A 17,370-nucleotide genomic window follows, 5' to 3' on the forward strand; every position below is an offset into this window, starting at 1 on the left:
TCTTCCCGCAGCGCACAGTCCCGCTCTATATACAACAAGATGGACGTTCCCCTAACGGCAAACGCGATGGACGCGAAAATCTTGCCTGCCGCTGGCGATGTCCTGCGCGTACTGGTGGTCGACGACGATGCGATGATGGCGGACTATGTCGCGCTGGAGCTGGAAAGGCTGGGTTGCCATGCCGAGACCACGACCGACTTCGACGCCGCGCTGGCCACGGTGGCGGCAGGGGTCGACATGGTCGTCACCGATTACCAGATGCCGGGGCGCGACGGGCTGGACCTTGTCGCCGCGATCCGTGGGCGCGACCGGGCCGATACGCCGTTGCATATCGTGATGATGACCGCGCGCGGGGACGAAGACGTGATCCGCGCCGCGGTCGATGCCGGGGTCGATGATTTTCTCTATAAGCCGGTCGATCCGCTGCAATTGATGCTGGCGGTGGCAAGCGCGCGGCGCGCGGTACATCTCCACCGCCTGATTCAGGACCGCAATGCCGAACTGGCCAGCGCGCACGACGCGATGCGCGATGCGCTGGCGAGCTTGCAGGACGACATCGACGCGGCGGCCAGCCTGCACGAACGGCTCTTGCCCCGGCAAGAGCGGTTGCCGGGGGTGCGGGCCGCGCATGTCTACAAACCCGCCGCGTCGCTGGGCGGCGATTCCATCGGGGCGTCGAACGTGGGGAACGGGCGTACGCTTTTCTTCGTGATCGACGTGCAGGGCCACGGGGTTCAGGCCAGTCTCGACAGCTTTCACTTTCACCACCGGTTGAAACAGATGCGCCCGACCGGGCCGGACGAACTGGCCGCCGCGCTGGCCAGCCTGAACCGCGAAATCCTCGAGACCGAGAGCGAGATTTACGCCACCGTGTTGGCTGGCCTGGTCGATCCGGCAGCCGGCGAAGGCTGGCTGGTCCGCGCCGGGCATCCTGCCGCGATCCTGTTCGATGGCGAACGGCAATATACGGTCGAGGTCGAAGGCGGCTTCCCGCTCGGCTGGTTCACGGACAGCACCTACACGCCCACAGGCTTCGCATTCGGACCGGGAGCGAGGCTGGCGCTCTATTCGGACGGCCTGTCCGATTGCCGCGATCGGGGTGGGCGCGAATTGCGGACCGAGGGTATTGGCCGTATCCTGACCGAATGCCGGGGGAAGCCCATCGACAGCATCGGCAGAATGGTCGAACTGACGTTGTCCTTGCGCGATGCGAACCCATTGCTGGCGGACGATATTTCGCTGCTGGTCATCGAACCCGATCTGGGCGATAGGCCTTTGGCATGAGCGATCCCAACCTGATCCGCGTAGAGCACCCCCGCCTAGACGCCGCCATCGCCCCCGCTTTCAAGGACGAGGTGACCACCCGCGTCGCGCAAGGCGAACGGCGCGTATTGCTGGACCTGTCGGCGGTGCAGTTCATGGATTCCACCGGGCTTGGCGTGCTGGTCTCTCTGTTAAAGCGGATGGGCGGCGACGGGCGCATCGCGGTGATCGGGGCCGGTCCGGCGGTGCTGAAGTTGTTGCAGCTGACCCGGCTGGACACCCTGTTCGCGATCTGCGGATCGGAAGACGAAGCGCGGGATGCCCTTCGCGGCTGACCCGCAGATAAGCGTCCCGGCCACGCTGTTGGCCGTGCGCGCGTTGTCGGATTTTTTGCGCGACCGCTGCCTTGCCGCCGGGATCGACGAAGGCGCAGCGATGGAACTGGACCTCGCGCTGGTCGAGGCGGCGAACAACATCGTGCAGCACGGGTTAGCAGGTGCGGCGGACAAGATCGGGCTTTCGGTCGATCTGACCGACGAGACCGCCACATTGGTGCTGACCGACGGCGGCCCGCCCGCTCCGGCGGACCTCTTCATATCCGATGCCGCCGCGCCCGACCCTCTTGCCGAGAGCGGGCGCGGGATGATGATCATGCACCAATGCGTCGATAGCGTTGCCTATGACAGCGAGGGCGGCGTCAACACGTTGACCCTGACCAAGCGGCTATTGCCCGGGTAGCTCCACATGCTCGGGATGATGCCCGACCTCGCTGGTCAGCGCCTTATCCTCAAGGTTCACCACGACGACAGCGGTCAAGATCATCACCGCCACGATCAGCAGGTGAGCCCGACCGCGCCGCAGTTTTTCCGAAAACTTCATGCCGGTACCGCCCCTTCCAACGCCGGCTCCCGCTCCTCTGGCGGCTTCCAGAACGCGGCGCGCACCATCACCGACATGGCGAGAATGTTATTCAGGCCCCAAAGCCCGTTCACGATCAACCCGCCAAGGCTATAGCCCGCGACCCCCATCGCCAGCGCGCCCGCCGCCCATGCGATGGCGGCAAGCGTCACGATCATAACCGCGACCTGCGGCCAGACGAGGCGAATGAAATTGCCGTCCTGCCGCAGCTTTGGCGTGACCGGAAAACTGATCTTCTTGCCGCGCGCCACGGCCCACAAAGCGCCCAGCGAGATAGGGAAACTGGACAGGTACGTCACCTTGCCCTTGAACCCCGACAGCCCCCAAGTGCCTAGCATGAAGGCCAGTTCGTTCAGCACCAGGAACGGCAGCGCATGGCCGAAGAAGTCGCCGGTATAGGCCGCGATCGGCGGGATCGCGGTGAACAGGTAGATCACCGGCGCGATCAGGAACACCACGTTCCACAGCGCCGCGAAATAGGACCAGAACGTCGCCAGATACATGACCCGCTGCCCCAGCGAGAGGCCGGGTTTCAGCACCGGATTGTCATGGAAGAAGATGTCGAGGCTGCCGCCCGCGTACTTGAAGCGCTGAATGGTCCAGCTCAGCAGGTCCTGCGGCGAGAGCATCCGCGATTCCACTTGCGGGTGCAGCACCGTCTTCCAGTTGCGGTCGGTATCGCGGTGGAGGACGATGGTCGAGTAGATGTCCTCCGACACGTGGAACTTGTACGGCGTCAGTTCCTGCTCTTGCGCGGCCTGCCACCGGGCCAGCGGATCGCGCGCGTCGCGCCGCCGGAGCAATTTGTCGCTGGCGGTGCGTTTCTCTCTCGATGCGCCTTCGATGGCGTCGGCATAGGCGCGCAAGGCAACGAACATAACCGCCTCTCGCCGATGGACCGATGCCGCCCCGCAGCAGAACGCCGCGTTCGTGCCATTGCGGCGGCGCTGGATGACGTCATAAAACAAGGCCGGATCGTTGGCGAAGGGGTCTTCGCCGATGCGTATCTCGCCAAACACCGCCTCAATCGCGCCGCCCAAGCCGCGGCCGACCGCGCCCGCCTTGCGGCCCCAGACATCACGCAAGCGTTCGCCTTCTGGCAGGTCGTAGAACCACTGCGGCGTCTGGACGATGGCGACGTCGGGATCGCGGAAATAGCCCAGCGTGTTTTCCAGCATGGTCGGGAACGGGCGCGTATCGGCGTCGCAGATGACCAGGAAATCGGCGCTTGTCCGCTCCATCGCATTGCGCAGGTTTCCTGCCTTGAACCCGGCGTTGCCTTCGCGGGTGATGTAGTTCGCGCCCTCTTCCCGCGCGACTTCCGCCATCAACGGGCGGCTGCCATCGTCCAGAACGTGGACCTTGATGTCGATCGGGTGCGGATAGGTCATCGCCATCGCGTCGCGGATCGACAGGCGGACGATTTCCTCATCCTCGTTATAAGTCGCAATGAACACGTCCACCGAGATCGGACGGTCCGCGCCTTCTTCCTCCTGCAGGCATTCGTTGATCGTCGCCGGGGCGGGTCGGCGCGGATAGTCGCTGACTTTCCAGAGGTTGGCAGTGAACAGGACAAGGCCGAGGTAGGCACAAGTCTCCGCTAGCGCGAGCGGGATCGCGAACCACAGCGCATCGGGGTTCAGCGACGCGGTCCAGCGCCAGTGGATATAGATCGCCCCCGCGATCAGCGAGCAGAGCGCCATGACCTGCCAGGCGATTTCCACCGGGCGCGAATGTTCCAGCGGCGGTGGGGGTACGCGATCCTCGAACCGCTTGAAATAGTATTCTGACATTAAACGAAAATCCGGTCGGTCATGGCAGGAACGCGGCGACTTGCTCTGCCAGCGTCATCGGGTCGAACGGTTTGGCCAAAACGCCCACCGCGCCCAGCGCGAGATACTTGTCGCTCTCCCCCGGCTGCACCCGCGCGGTGATGAACACCACCGGGATCGCCGCTGTTTCGGGTGCGTCGCGCAAGTGCACCAGCGTCGTCGGCCCATCCATGCCGGGCATCATCACGTCCAGCAGGATCAGGTCGGGCTGCCACGTCGTCGCAACCGTGATCCCCTCTGCGCCCGACGCGCAATCGCGCACCTTCAGCGACGGGTCCAGTTCCAGCGACAGGCATGCAATCTCACGAATGTCCGCCTCGTCATCGACGTAAAGCACCTTGGCCATCACACGTCTCCAGCCGCGATCTGTTCGGCGATGCGACGGTCGAGCGTATCGACCAGCGTGACGAGACTCGCGCGCGATTTCACCAGCACCGCGTCGACCGGCGGAGCGGAGGACTGGCCGTCATCCTGCGCGGTGAACACCACGATGGGCGTGCGTCGTCCATTCAATGTCGGGATCAGGTCCTTGCCGCTGCCGTCGGGCAGGGCGTAGTCGAGGATGACGATATCGTAATGCCTTTCCGCCAGCGCGGCCCGTGCGCCCGCGAGGGTCTGAACGGTTTCCACCGCATAGCGATCCTGCAAGGAATCGGCGACCAGAGAGAGGACATCGGGATCGTCCTCTACATGCAAAACGCGCGGCGCGCCGGTGCGCGGGGCATAGGGCCGCGCGGTCCAACCGTGCGCGGGCAGGTCGGTGTGGAAGGTGGTGCCCTCCCCCTCTGCCGAGGTGAACGACACCGCGCCGCCGTGGCGGATGACGATTTCCTTGACGATGGAAAGGCCAAGACCGGTGCCGCCCTTCTGTCGGCTGTCGGCACCATCGGCCTGCGCGAATTTGCCGAAGATGCGGGGGCGGAAAGCTTCGGGAATGCCGCTGCCTTCGTCGATCACGTCTATACGCCAGCGCCGGTCCAGCGGGGTCACGACGATCCGCACCGTCTGCCCCTTGGCGCTGAACTTCACGGCATTGGAGACCAGGTTCGTCAGCACCTGCATCAGCCGGTCCCGATCCCCCATAACCGATGCGTTGGGCGACACGGGCGCAAGCTCCAACGCCACGCCATGCGCATCGGCATAGCCCTGGTTGTCCTGCACGACCTGCTCCAGAAACGGGCCGAGCGCCATCGGCTCCAGCCGCATCTCCATCTTGCCGGACTCGATCTTTTCCATATCGAGAATGTCGTTGATCAGGCGGACCAGCCGCTCGCAATTGCCGCGCGCGATCTGGATCAGCCGCGCCGCCTTGTCCGGCAGACTGCCCGCCGCCCCGCCCGACAACAGGCCAAGCGACCCTGCGATAGAGGTCAGCGGCGTGCGCAATTCGTGGCTGACGGTCGAGACGAACTCGCTCTTCATCTGGTCCACCCGCTTACGCTCTGTCGTGTCGCGGACGATGGCGACGTAGATCGGCCCGCTCTCCAACGGCACTGAGCTGACTGCGACATCGCAGGGAAAGCGCGAGCCGTCGGCGCGGCGGCCCCACAGTTCGATCGTGCCGCCGCGCCCTTCGCGGCGCTGGCGAGCGAGTCGCCGCACAAAGTTTTCACCCCGGCCTTCGTCGGGTGCGACTTCGAACAACAGGCCAATATCGCGGCGGAGCAGGTCCTGCGGGTCATAGCCCGTCATCTCGGCCACCGCGCGATTGGCGCTCTCTATCGATCCTGACGGATTGATCGTGACGATTCCGTCCTGCGCGTTCTCGAAAATCGCCTCTTGCCGGGCGCTGATATCGCGATAACGGCGCGTGGCGGCGTTGCGCGATCCGGTCGCGCGCAGGCTGGTCATCACGGCAGTCAGCAGCAGGATCGCCAGCCCGGCGAACAGCGCGAAGACGATCCGCCGTACCGCGGTACGCGAGGCCTCCGCCGTTTCGGTCCGGTCCGCCATGCGCCGTGCTTCGGCAGCCTCTATCGCCGCAATCTGGTCGCGAATGCCGTCCATCAGCGCCATGCCGCGTCCGTCCGACACCATGTCGATGGCTTGCGCCCCTTGCCCGTTGCGGGCCAACCCAATGGTCCGATCCACGAAGGCGAGCTTTTGATGCGACAGCGTCTTCAACCGTTCCAGTTCGGGCGAAGTGCCGACGCTATCCTCGACCTTCAGGAACATGCCGTCCAACCGGCTGCGCGCATCCGAATAGGGTTCAAGAAACGTCGCGTTGTCTGTCAGCAGATAGCCGCGCTGCCCCGTCTCAAGATCCTGATGGATCGAAAGCAGTTCGGCGATGTCGCCGCGCGTCGCGGATGATCGTTGGACAAGGCGCGACAGGTCGGCATCGCGCTCGAACTCTGAAGAGACGAGGACGAATACGGACACCAGCGCTATGGGCGCGATCAGGATGACGGCAAGCCAGGCCGCGATTTCGCGCCGGCTGAATGACTGCAATCTCAACGACGATCACACGGCACGGTCCGCTGCCACCGGGCGCGGAAAAGCCCGTCCACCTTTCACCCGGCATTATAGTGCGATTCGCGTAAATCGTTGATGAATTTACCTGTTATCAGAGATCGGGAACGGCCCTTATCGCAGGTGCAGGAAAGCAAGGAGAAAGGAAGCGGAAGCTGATGCCGCCGCGCAGACACCATGACTTGTAGTCGTCGCCGAAATCGGCGGTCCCGGCAAAGAAGCCGGAGACGCCGTTACCGGCGTCGAGGTCGAGGCTCAATTCGGCGCGACCGTCAGAATCCCGCTTGTCGACGGCAAAGTCCACCTCAGCACCCAACGCCTTGAATTCAGCAATGTCGGTTTCCCGATATTCCAGGCTGGCCCAGGGTTCGACAAAGAAGCAGTCCCACCCCGGCTGTAAAGCCGACTTCGCCGCGAACGCCCCATGCGTAGCCATCAAGATCGACAGCATAGCTTGGGCAGAAGGCTTTATTTGTCATGGATCGTCTGGCCGTCCACAAGGCGCGCAAAACCAACGCCTGCGCACAGCGCAAGCTGCCGATGTTTTGGCAATGAAGGCGTTCTATTCGCTGCGCGCAGCCATCGGCCCGCCGGATCAGTTGCGAGCGAACGGCCGTTCGGACTTGCGCAGTTTCGGCAAGGGCCGACCGAACCGATCGGTCGGGAAAAGCCCGGCATTCTGCACCGGGTCATAGCCAAGGAACCGCACCACCGCCTCGTGCAAAGGCTGATCAAAGCGGACGCCTGCGTTGCGTTCGTTCTGCCATATCACGATGCCGGAAATGCGGATGTTGCCTTCCGCCTTCATGTGCACGCGATCGTCCATAGAGACGCGGTTGAGCGGCATCTCGATCATGCACCCGGTGACGGATACGTTATAAAGAACGGCATGAAACGCCCGACCGTCGACGCGGCATTCGACCTGCCGGTCCGAATCGAGGCGTGCGTTGGTACGACGCGACATTGGCTGACCCTCTTTTGAGATCAGCCATTGTCGCCGGTGCTGGTTAATATCGGGTTGCTGCGACCCCAGGTATTTTTCGCAAATCGTTACTCGCCGAAAACCATGTCGAGATAGGCCGCCAGCCGCACGCCCGCCTGCGTCAGGCGCTGCTCTGCCGCAGGGCGCCACGTCCACTGGTAGGAATAGCCCAGCTGCGCCCCCTGCTCTTCCGGATAGATCCGGTCGCGCAGCGCGATGCTTTCGGCCATCCAGACCTTGGGATCGGCGGTCCACCAGGCGATGGTCTGCTCGGGCTTCAGATGCGCCTCCAGCCGGTCGGTATATTCGGTAAACGACAGTTCGTTGCCCGCCAGCAATTCGCGATCCCAGACCGAGTGGAGGTTGGTCGCCTTGCCGAACCATTCGACCTTGAAATTATTGCCGCCACGGTCGTCGCCGCGCCCGTTATGCAATGGCTGGTGCAAATCGCCCACGATATGCACGATGAAGCGCAGGGCCAGCGCCCTGTCTTCCTGCGACGCGGCGGGATCGCGCAAGGTCTTCGTAAATGCCGTCAGCGCGCTCATCGCATCGCCTTCCGGCGGGGCACCGACTTCGGCCCACGTCTTACCTGGCGGAACCGTGACCCAGTGCCACGGCGTGGCGGTCTTCTGCCAGTACTCGTCCGGGTCCGACCGCTGTTCGTCGGGCCATGTCGAGACCTCTGCCAGAGTCTCGCCCTTTGGCAGGATCATGGCGATTTCGGCCTGCGTCTTCCCGCTGATATTGTCCGCCGCGATCTGGCCGACGATCCGATGCCCGGTCGGCCCCCACGCATGGGCGGGCGAAGTGGCAAGCACGGCAACGGCAGCGACAATCTTGAGCAGTTTCATAAACATCCTTGTGCGCTGAGAGCGGCAAAAACACAAACGGCGACGCCCAAGGGACGCCGCCGTATGCTTTTGGCCTACCGGCTGGATCAGAAGTCGTAGCTGATGCCGACCTTCAGACGCCATACCGAGGCCGTTGTCTTGATCTCGTTATCGCCTTCAAAGCCGGTCGCGTTGAACCCGGTGATGATGTAGCGACCCTCACTGTCGATCCCACCAAGGTTCGCCATGTCCTGGAAACCCGCGAACTGGCGACGTCGGCTGATGTTCCAGTCCTTGTCCACAAAGTTCAGGAAGTTGTCGAACATTGCATAGAGCTTGAACTTGTCGTCACGCCCGAAGAAACGCCCCGGTCCCGGCAGTTCCTGAGAGAACGAGAGGTCAACATCGAAGTACCAGTCGTTTTCGCAGGTGTTCCGAGCGATCGTGGACCCAGCATATTTCTTCGCGCAACCAAGACCCTGCGTGAAGTCATAGAGGGCAGCGACAGCTTCGGCATCGGAGGTAGGTGCAATGTTCGGATCATCGATCCCGCTCGGAATGTACAGCAGCGCGTTGTCATTACCCGATGACGAGTCGTTGAATACGCCTCCACCCGTAAACGTCAGGCTGTAGGGGCGGCCCGAACTGGCGACGAACGACACGTTCAGGCGCGTTGCGAGATCGTCAAAGAACACTTCCTTGAACGACGTGCTGACGCTGATGTTGTGGCGGCTACCGTAGAAACCACGCGAAACATCGGGATTCTGCCGATCGAAAGCCGCGACATAGTCGTAGTTCGACGTTGCGGTCGAGTTGTACATGTTCCGGCGATCGTGGCTGTCGGTATAGGCGTAGCCAAGGCTAAAATCGACCGAACCGCCCGACGTGAACAGACCGCCTTCGCTATGGCGCGACAGTATGAACGACGCGATCTGGCTGGAATAAGCACCCGCGTTCGTCAACATGATCTCGTCATCGCGGCGCGTGCTGAAACAGGCCGAGGTAACCCCGCTCCATTCCACGCTGGCCGCGTCGACCAGAACCGCGTCGCATCCCGGGGCAGTCGGGTCGATCGCGGCATAGATCGGACGGCCGTCGATCGTGTAACCGTTCAGGCCACGGCTTTCACGAACCGTCTGCGACAGGTCGACCACCGACAGCGGATTGCGATACCGGCTGTAGATATAGTCGGCGTTGAGGTGCCAACCACTGAACAGGCCGCTGGGCGCGAAATCGATATCCGCCGCGAAACCGAGGTTGGCGCGAATGACCGTCGGCATTTTCAGGTCGGGATCGATGGACTGCGTATCGCCAAGTCCGTCAGCGCCCTGCGCCGCGGCGGAGTCGAGCACGCACTGCGGGATGCCGGTGAACTGACCGCCGTCCAACACGCTCAGGTCTTCGCCTGCGCAGGCCGGGTCAACACTGGTCGTCTGGCCATAGGCCGCGCCATTGTTCTGGTAGGCATTGCCAAACCAGACCAGCGGATCGCCGCCCGAAAATACGCCGACACCTGCACGCAACTGTGCGCGACTGAAGACCGAAAAATCGTTCAGGTCGTAGGTCGCGGCAAGGCGCGGCATCACGACCGGATCGAGATTGCTGAAACTGGTCGTGTTGGGAAAACCGTAACGCTCAACGAAATTCGGGTTCAGGCCGGGGTGCTTGTTGGTGTCATACCAGTCGACGCGGACACCGCCCGTCAGGGTCAGGACATCGCTTGCCGCAAACTCGTCTTGCAAGAAGATCGACCAGATGTCGCGCTTGAACGCCGCGGCCGCGGTCGTGACGTCGCCCGTCGGCGTGTAACTGGCAAAGGCGCCCGCGGTAACGCCGGAGATGACATTGCCGGGCAGCGTCGAGGTGTTGCCGTTGGGGTCGGTGCCTGCCGAAATAATCCCGTTACGGAGATCGTCGACATTGCTGAAAACTAATGTACCCGTCGCATTGAAGACATAAAGGTTGTTCAACGATGCGCGGTTCAACTCTGCACCGAACTTCAGCTGATGACGACCGGCATCGAGCATACCGGCAATGCGGATCTGGTCGATGTCGGTACTAACCCGTCTTATTCACGGGGTTGGCTACGAAGGGTTGGCGGGAGTGGCATAAGCCTCTGATCTGAATTAGGAACTGGGTGTCTACACCGGCCCTGCTGCAGGGCAGAAAATGCCACAGGCCACACCCGCCATGAACGACGATATCGCAAGCCCCTTCCGATTCCCAGCGGTCGACCGCAAGAAAGTCACAGCCGCGTTCGACGGTGGTCGGCTCACTTCGGACGGCGGCGTTCTGTTGCTGTCGCAGGCCGAGCGCGCGATGGGTATCTGCCAGCGGCTTGCGACTTGCATTGCCGATCCGCGCGATCCTGCGCGGGTGATCCATCGCCTCGACGACATCCTGCGTGCCCGCGTGTTCGCGATCGCCTGCGGCTATGAGGATGCCGACGATCTCGATGCCCTGCGCGACGATCCGGGCTTCCGCCTGGCCCTGGGCAAGCTGCCGGGATCGGGCGCGGGGCTGGCCAGCCAACCGACGATGAGCCGGTGGGAGAATGCACCGATCACGCGCGAGTTGGCGAAGATGCTGGCCGCGATGATCGACATCTACTGCGCCAGCTATCCGGCCCCGCCGGCGGCGGTGACGCTGGATATCGATGATACCTGCGATGTCGTCCATGGCTATCAGCAGTTGTCGTTCTGGAATGGTCATCATGGCGAGCGTTGCTTCCTGCCGATCCATGTCTACGACACCGCCACTGGCCGGCCGGTGGCGATGCTGCTGCGCACCGGCAAGACACCGTCTGGTGTTGAAGCTGCCGGTCACATCCGGCGCCTCGTGCGCCACATCCGCCGGCAATGGCCCGAAACGCACATCACCATCCGCGGCGACGGGCACTATGGGCGGCCCGAGGTCATGGCCGTCTGCGAGGGTTGCGGCGTCGACTACGTGTTCGGCCTGCCGACCAACGCCGTGCTACGCGCCGATCCCGAAATCGTCGTTGCCGCCGATGCCTGTGCGGTCAAACGCGCTCAGCGCCAGTACCCGGTCCTGCGCACCTATGCCGAGACCCGCTACGGGGCCAAAAGCTGGAAGTGCCAGCGCCGCGTCGTCGCCCGGATCGAGGCCAGTACGATGGGCATGGACATCCGCTATGTCGTCACTTCGCTGACCGAAGGCTCGGCCGAGCACATCTATGATACGCTCTACTGCGCGCGCGGTCAGGCCGAAAACCTGATCAAGCTGCACAAGACCCAGCTGGCCAGCGATCGCACCTCGTGCCGCTCTCCCAACGCCAATCAGATGCGCCTCATCCTGCACACCGCCGCATACTGGCTCCTGTGGCGCATTCAGCAGGAAATCCCCAAGGCAGCCTCGCTCGCGACCGCCGAGTTCGCAACGTTGCGCCTCAGGCTGCTCAAGGTCGCTGCCCGCGTCATTGAGAGCGCCACTCGCATCCGTGTCGCCTTCGCGTCAGCCTGTCCCGATGCCTCCGTTTTGAAAGCCATCGCCACCAATCTCAGGCCTGCACCTACTTAGGCGGTGCGGCTGTGCCGCCGAACTCCGAGCTCCATTCCATCAACCTCGAAAAGCCCATTGATCCTGACGCGGTGAAAAATGCCGTCGAAGACGCTCGCCCGGACTACGCCGCCAACGTCAGATCAAGGCCCATCCACTTCGCTGCTGCGGCCTCATGAATAAACCGGGCTAAGTGCGTTGGCCGAACGGTTGACGCCCGGACCCGCAAGGATCGTAGCATCGGGTCCGGTCGGGTTGTCGATACCTACGATGATGCGCGGCGTCGGGTTCGAAGACTGAGCTTCGTAACCACCGATCGGATCCTGCGCATCAAGCACTTCTGAACGCGAGTAGCGCACTTCGGTCGAGAACATGTCCGACCACTGGGAATACAGACGACCCGAATAGTAGTCCGACGTGGTGCCCGAGTTGTAATACGTGTTCAGGCCGGTCAGTTGTGACGAACTGGTCGAGGTAAAGAAGTCGTCGGTCTTGACCGTGTTTTCCTCAAGCCGCTGATAGGTAGCCTCAAACCGGTGGTCGTCGGTGATCTGCAGGTCGGCGCGAACGAAATAGCGATCGTTTTCGTAGGGTAGGGAGTAGGCAAGCGGGCCGGTCTCTATGCCATAAACGCTGGACAGGATGTCCGAAACTTCGTTGAACTGGTCGAGCGAAATCGAACCGAGTTCCTTGGCCGCGCCCGATCCGGTCGGGCCGTATTCCTGCGGGCCGCCAGCTTCTTGGTGCTCGTACGCGGCGAACAAGAACAGGCGATCCCTGATCACTGGACCACCGAGATAGAAGCCGTAGCGTTTTTCGGCTTCGATCGCGCCGACATCTTCGTCGGCCACCTTGTTGCCGCGCATTCCGTTGTCGGAATATTCGAAGAACCCGCCAAAACGCAGATCGTTGGTACCCGACTTTGTCACGACATTGATCGCACAGCCGGTGAAGTTGCCGTAATCGACATCGAACGGCGCGAACTGGACCTGCGTCTCGCGAACCGCATCGTAGGGCAGCGGCGCCGAAGAACGGGATGCGAAGCCGTTGTCGTTCAGGCCATAGACGTCGCTCTGGCTGATTCCATCGACCGTGAAAGCATTGGAACGGTCGTTACCGCCAAGGCACGAAATGCGATCCTGACCCGACAGATCGTCGCGTGCCAGATTTACGCGTGGATCGAGGCGCAGGACGTCGCGAATGTCGCGGTTGAACGTCGGCGCAACGTCCAGAATTTGTTCGCCAAAGCTTGTGCCCGGGCCGACGGCCAACTGCGTGACCTGCACGCGCGCGCCGGTGACGACGATGACGTCGCCCGCGACTTCGGTCGGCGCAAGGCGGAACGTGAACGATGTGTTGCCCTGCAGGGTGATCGACTGGTCGGGCAGACTCTGGCCTTCATAACCCGGTGCGGTCGCCGTAATCGTGTAGGGGCCGCCGGTCGTCAGCGACGACACGCGGAAGTTGCCCGAAGAACCAGCGCTAACGGTGCGCGCCGCGCCCGTACGTTCATCGGTGACGGTAACAGTGGCACCGGGAATGGCGCTGCCGTCTTCTGCAAGAACGATGCCCTCGACGCCCGAGGTGATCTGCTGCGCCATGACCGGCGCGGGGAGCACGACGGCTCCGGTGATGCCCGCCACCGATGCGGCGAGAAGGTATTTGAGTTTCATGACTGCACTGTCCCCACAGTATTGACGATCCCGACGACCAACCCCTCGGTTCGAAGGGCCAACTAAAAAGGCAATGCGTCGCTATTTTTTCGTTTGTGCGACTGCAATATGACGCTGTGCAGAAAGCGGACGACTGCAGGAGTCCAAAGGACTGCAAGAGCCGGAAATTTCATAAATTTCATCGCAATTACTGACAGTTATGTCAGGTGTTGCTGCGCCGCCACATGGATCGGCAAAAACGATTTCACCGGTAACTTGTATGACGGGTCGATGACAATTCGCCCCGAAGACCGAATCGATTGTCACATCAGGCCGATTTCCTTCAGCCGGATGGCAAGGAAATCGTGCGCCGTCAGCGACTCGGGATATTGGTCGGGATGCGCTTCATCGATGCACGATGGCAGGGTCTCGATCACGAAGTCGGGCCGGAAATGCAGGAAGAACGGCATTGAATAACGCGACCGCCGCGCGCCCTCGCCTTCCGGGTTGCGGACCTGATGGATGGTCGAGCGCAGCCGGTCGTTGGTCAGGCGGCTCAACATGTCGCCGATGTTGACGGCCAGCGCGCCCTTTGGCGGTTGCACAGGGATCCACTCGCCCTGCTTCGACAGCAGCTCCAGCCCCGCCTCTTCCGCGCCCAGCAACAATGTGATCGTGTTGATGTCGCCATGCGGTGCCGCGCGGACCGCGCCGTCGGCATTCTCGATCGGCGGATAGTGCAACAGCCGCATCACCGAGTTACCCTTGTCCACTGTGGCGTCGAACCAGTCCGGCTTCAGCCCCAGATGGATGGCCAATGCGCGCAGGATTTTGCCGCCAGCCTTTTCGAACTCGGTATAGAGCGCCTCGAACGTCGCGCGGAAACCATCGATCTCTTCGGGCCAGATGTTGGGCGCCATGTACTGGGCCAGCGGATCGCCTTCGGGCAGCGTGCGACCGACGTGCCAGAATTCCTTCAGGTCTTTCTTGTCGTAACCCTTGGCGATTTCCGTCTTGAACGGGGTGTAGCCGCGCGCACCGCCGCCGCCAGCGATGAAATAGCGGCGCTTCACGTCTTCGGGCAGCGCGAAGAAGCGGCGCGACATATCCTCGGCGCGGGCGATCAGGTCCGGGTCGATGCCGTGATCCTGCACTACGGCGAAACCGTATTCGCCAAAACTGCGGCCCAGCTTGTCGGCCAGTTCGTCCATCGGTTCGGTCAGCGAGACGGCGGCGATTGGGCTGGTCATCGTGATACCCTGCAATTCGTAACGGTTGTAACTATTTCGCGGCTTTAGCCAAGCGCTCAGGCAAGGAAAAGGCCCGCCAGCGCCGCGCTCATCAGGTTGGCGAGCGACCCTGCTGCCAGCGCGCGCAGGCCCAGCTTCGCCACCACCGGGCGCTGGTTCGGGGCCAGTCCGCCGATCACCGCGATCTGGATGGCGATCGAAGAGAAGTTCGAGAACCCGCAAAGCGAGAATGTCGCGATGGCCCGCGCCCGTGGGCTGAGCGCGCTGGCATCCAGAGCGCCAAGGTCGATGAAGGCGACGAATTCGTTGAGCACGATCTTGGTGCCGAACAGCCCGCCCGCGATCTGCGCCTCCTGCCAAGGAATTCCCAACAGGAACATGATCGGCGAGAAAACATAGCCGAGCAGCGCCTGGAAGGTCAGGTCCTCCAGCCCCACCAGGGCCCCCGCGCCCGACAGCAAGCCATTGGCCAGCGCCACCAGCGCTACGAAAGACAGCACCATCGCGCCAACCGCGACCGCGATCTTCACGCCGGTCTGCGCGCCTTGGGCGGCGGCCATCAGGACGTTCGCGGGCTTTTCCTCGTCGTCATGCGCGTCGGGCACGTCGGCTTTTGCGGGGCGACCGCCCTCAGGCATCAGCGCAGCGGGACCCTCACCGCTGCGGCGCGAATCGGGCAGGTCGAGCTCGCCCTCTGCCGCATCGCTTGGCTCGTCCGTGTCGGGCATGATAATCTTGGCCATCAAGATGCCGCCGGGTGCGCTCATGAATGCGGCGGCCAGCAAGTAGGGCAGGTATTCTTCACCCAGCAGCGAAGCGTAGGCGGCAAGGATCGTGCCCGCCACGCCCGCCATGCCCACCGCCATCATCGTGAACAGGCGGCTGGGCGCAAGGCCCGCCAGATAGGGCCGCACGACGAGCGGGCTTTCCGATTGCCCGACAAAGATATTCGCCGCTGCGGCCAGCGCCTCCACCCGGCTGATCCCGGTGATCCACCCGATCGCCCCGCCGACCCAGCGGATAATCAGCTGCATCACGCCAAGGTAATAGAGCACCGAGACGAGGCTGGCGAAGAAGATGATCACCGTCAGCGCCGCGATGGCAAAGCTGTTGCCGCCGATTTCCGGGCTGGCCAATGGGCCGAAGATGAATCGGGTTCCCTCGCCCGCATAGCCGAGCAGGTTCGACACCCCCCGGCTCATTGCGGAAATCGCTGCGACGCCCCACGGCGTGCGCAGGACGAGCAGCGCCATGAGCGCCTGCAAAGCGAAAGCCGCCCCCACGACGCGCAGGCGGATGCGGCGGCGGGCGGTGGACAGCAGGACGGCAATCGCAAGGATAACGGCGATGCCGGCTAGGCTGATGATCTGGCTTGGCATGGAAGAGGACGGGTTCCCGCGTAAGAGATAGTCGCGGACGAAACCTCTAGCGCCCTCGCCCCGCGTCTGCCAAGCCGTCTTGGCGGGCACTTTGCGCGGTTTCGCGGATTGTTCGGTGACAAACGGGGATGTGAACACACGAATGGCCAACGATCCGCATAGCGTCTGCGAGATTCTCGACTGTCTGGACGAGGTCGCCGACGAGCACGACAAGGTTTCGGTCGGCGACGTCCTCGACGCCATCGGCAGTCGCAGTTACGGGCCATTCCTGCTGATCCCTGCCCTGCTTGAGATCACGCCCGTCGGCGCGATCCCCGGCGTGCCGACGTTTCTCGCCGTGATCATCGCGATCATCGCGTTGCAGATGCTGTTCGGGCGCAAGCACATCTGGCTTCCCGGCTTTATCCGTCACCGGTCGGTTAGCGCGGACAAGGTCGAGAAGTCGAGCCACAAGCTGCGCAAGATCGCGGCGTTCCTCGACAAGTGGTTCCACGGTCGATTGAAAGCGCTGACCCACGGTGTGCCGGTGCGGATCGCGGCGCTGTTGATCATCGGGCTGTGTGCGACGGTTCCACCGCTGGAAGTTCTACCCTTTGCCAGTTCGGGGCCGATGCTGGCGATTGCCGCGTTCGGGCTGGGACTGATGGTGCGCGATGGCTTGCTGATGCTGATCGCAACCGCGCTCAGCCTTGGTGCGTTCGGGCTTGGCTTTACAATGATGGGCGGAGAGGAAAGCTCTGGCGGTTAGCTAGCCGCGCCCCCGATAGGGCGCGACACCCTGATCGGGTACCCATAGCCCCACCGGTGGTGCCCCGGTCTGCCAGAACACGTCGATGGGAATGCCTCCGCGCGGATACCAGTACCCGCCGATGCGGAGCCATTGCGGCTTCATTTCGTCGGCTAGGCGCTGGCCGATCCCCACGGTCACATCCTCGTGGAAACCGCAGTGGTTGCGGAATGAGCCAAGGAACAGCTTCAGCGATTTCGATTCGACGATGGTCTCGCCCGGCGCATAGTCGATAACGATATGCGCGAAATCGGGCTGGCCAGTCACCGGGCACAGCGAGGTGAACTCGGGCGCGGCAAAGCGCACGGTGTAGAGGCTGCCCGTGCGCGGATTGGGCACATAGTCGAGCACCGCCTCATCGGGAGAAGCGGGCAAGGCACTGGTCTGGCCCAAATGAATGGGTTGGGGATGAAGGGGGCTGATCGGTTCGTCGGTCATCGCAGATGCGCCTTTCGCACGGGCGCGCAAGATGCTCAAGCGCCT

Annotated in this window: 17 protein-coding genes; 5 read left to right on the top strand and 12 right to left on the bottom strand. The window is 62.8% G+C overall.

Annotated features, from left to right (window positions below; genetic code table 11):
* The first annotated feature begins 66 nt into the window (after positions 1–66).
* From AB433_RS12995 to AB433_RS13005, 3 genes are read left to right on the top strand one after another with little or no spacing between them, the layout of a single operon-like run.
* The gene (locus tag AB433_RS12995) at positions 67–1,284 is read left to right on the top strand and encodes a PP2C family protein-serine/threonine phosphatase (RefSeq protein ID WP_053059157.1); all 1,218 of its coding nucleotides are present in this window, start codon (positions 67–69) and stop codon (positions 1,282–1,284) included.
* Positions 1,281–1,598 carry an STAS domain-containing protein gene (locus AB433_RS13000; RefSeq protein WP_047821549.1) on the top strand — a complete coding sequence of 106 codons (318 nt, stop codon included), beginning with the start codon at positions 1,281–1,283 and terminating at the stop codon, positions 1,596–1,598. The genes AB433_RS12995 and AB433_RS13000 overlap by 4 nt, the downstream gene beginning before the upstream one ends.
* Positions 1,582–2,001 (top strand): ATP-binding protein, encoded by a 420-nt coding sequence (locus AB433_RS13005; RefSeq protein ID WP_047821552.1) that lies wholly within the window; start codon positions 1,582–1,584, stop codon positions 1,999–2,001. Before AB433_RS13000 ends, AB433_RS13005 begins: the two co-directional genes overlap by 17 nt.
* On the opposite strand, the gene AB433_RS20580 is transcribed toward AB433_RS13005, so the two are convergent.
* From AB433_RS20580 to AB433_RS13040, 8 genes are all read right to left on the bottom strand, one after another.
* Positions 1,987–2,142, bottom strand: coding sequence for a hypothetical protein (locus AB433_RS20580; RefSeq protein ID WP_156170814.1), 156 nt, complete (start codon positions 2,140–2,142; stop codon positions 1,987–1,989). The two genes, AB433_RS13005 and AB433_RS20580, sit on opposite strands and share 15 nt — an antisense overlap.
* The gene (locus tag AB433_RS13010; RefSeq protein ID WP_047821554.1) at positions 2,139–3,974 is read right to left on the bottom strand and encodes a glycosyltransferase; all 1,836 of its coding nucleotides are present in this window, start codon (positions 3,972–3,974) and stop codon (positions 2,139–2,141) included. The genes AB433_RS20580 and AB433_RS13010 overlap by 4 nt, the downstream gene beginning before the upstream one ends.
* A gap of 19 nt (positions 3,975–3,993) precedes the next feature.
* Positions 3,994–4,359, bottom strand: coding sequence for a response regulator (locus AB433_RS13015; RefSeq protein WP_047821555.1), 366 nt, complete (start codon positions 4,357–4,359; stop codon positions 3,994–3,996).
* Complete coding sequence (locus AB433_RS19570) at positions 4,359–6,464, bottom strand: ATP-binding protein (protein ID WP_053059158.1); 2,106 nt, start codon at positions 6,462–6,464, stop codon at positions 4,359–4,361. The genes AB433_RS13015 and AB433_RS19570 overlap by 1 nt, the downstream gene beginning before the upstream one ends.
* Positions 6,465–6,579: 115 nt before the next feature.
* Positions 6,580–6,936 (bottom strand): hypothetical protein, encoded by a 357-nt coding sequence (locus tag AB433_RS13025; protein ID WP_047821557.1) that lies wholly within the window; start codon positions 6,934–6,936, stop codon positions 6,580–6,582.
* A 144-nt stretch (positions 6,937–7,080) separates the two neighbouring features.
* Positions 7,081–7,449 carry a PilZ domain-containing protein gene (locus AB433_RS13030; protein ID WP_047821560.1) on the bottom strand — a complete coding sequence of 123 codons (369 nt, stop codon included), beginning with the start codon at positions 7,447–7,449 and terminating at the stop codon, positions 7,081–7,083.
* An 86-nt stretch (positions 7,450–7,535) separates the two neighbouring features.
* Positions 7,536–8,321, bottom strand: coding sequence for a S1/P1 nuclease (locus tag AB433_RS13035; RefSeq protein WP_053059284.1), 786 nt, complete (start codon positions 8,319–8,321; stop codon positions 7,536–7,538).
* A gap of 86 nt (positions 8,322–8,407) precedes the next feature.
* Positions 8,408–10,327, bottom strand: coding sequence for a TonB-dependent receptor domain-containing protein (locus AB433_RS13040; protein ID WP_053059159.1), 1,920 nt, complete (start codon positions 10,325–10,327; stop codon positions 8,408–8,410).
* 163 nt (positions 10,328–10,490) lie between these two features.
* Between AB433_RS13040 and AB433_RS13045 the strand changes: the two genes are divergently transcribed.
* Positions 10,491–11,840: an IS1380 family transposase gene (locus tag AB433_RS13045; protein WP_169749280.1), complete on the top strand. Its 1,350-nt coding sequence runs from the start codon at positions 10,491–10,493 to the stop codon at positions 11,838–11,840.
* Between the two features lie 152 nt (positions 11,841–11,992).
* Here AB433_RS13045 and AB433_RS13050 read toward each other — a convergent pair whose 3' ends face one another.
* The 3 genes from AB433_RS13050 to AB433_RS13060 all read right to left on the bottom strand — a co-directional run bounded on the left by AB433_RS13050 (position 11,993) and on the right by AB433_RS13060 (position 16,100).
* Complete coding sequence (locus AB433_RS13050) at positions 11,993–13,492, bottom strand: TonB-dependent receptor (RefSeq protein ID WP_053059160.1); 1,500 nt, start codon at positions 13,490–13,492, stop codon at positions 11,993–11,995.
* Between the two features lie 302 nt (positions 13,493–13,794).
* Entirely contained in the window at positions 13,795–14,721 is a 927-nt protein-coding gene (locus AB433_RS13055) for an isopenicillin N synthase family dioxygenase (RefSeq protein ID WP_047821562.1), read from the bottom strand.
* A 56-nt stretch (positions 14,722–14,777) separates the two neighbouring features.
* Positions 14,778–16,100: a NupC/NupG family nucleoside CNT transporter gene (locus AB433_RS13060; protein ID WP_047821564.1), complete on the bottom strand. Its 1,323-nt coding sequence runs from the start codon at positions 16,098–16,100 to the stop codon at positions 14,778–14,780.
* A 142-nt stretch (positions 16,101–16,242) separates the two neighbouring features.
* On the opposite strand from AB433_RS13060, the gene AB433_RS13065 reads away from it, so the two are divergent.
* Complete coding sequence (locus tag AB433_RS13065) at positions 16,243–16,848, top strand: exopolysaccharide biosynthesis protein (protein ID WP_047821565.1); 606 nt, start codon at positions 16,243–16,245, stop codon at positions 16,846–16,848.
* On the opposite strand, the gene queF is transcribed toward AB433_RS13065, so the two are convergent.
* On the bottom strand, positions 16,849–17,325 hold the full coding sequence (gene queF, locus AB433_RS13070; protein WP_047821567.1) for a preQ(1) synthase: 477 nt from the start codon (positions 17,323–17,325) through the stop codon (positions 16,849–16,851). It lies immediately after the preceding gene.
* Positions 17,326–17,370: the final 45 nt, after the last annotated feature.

The organism is Croceicoccus naphthovorans (assembly GCF_001028705.1).
Lineage (GTDB): Bacteria > Pseudomonadota > Alphaproteobacteria > Sphingomonadales > Sphingomonadaceae > Croceicoccus > Croceicoccus naphthovorans.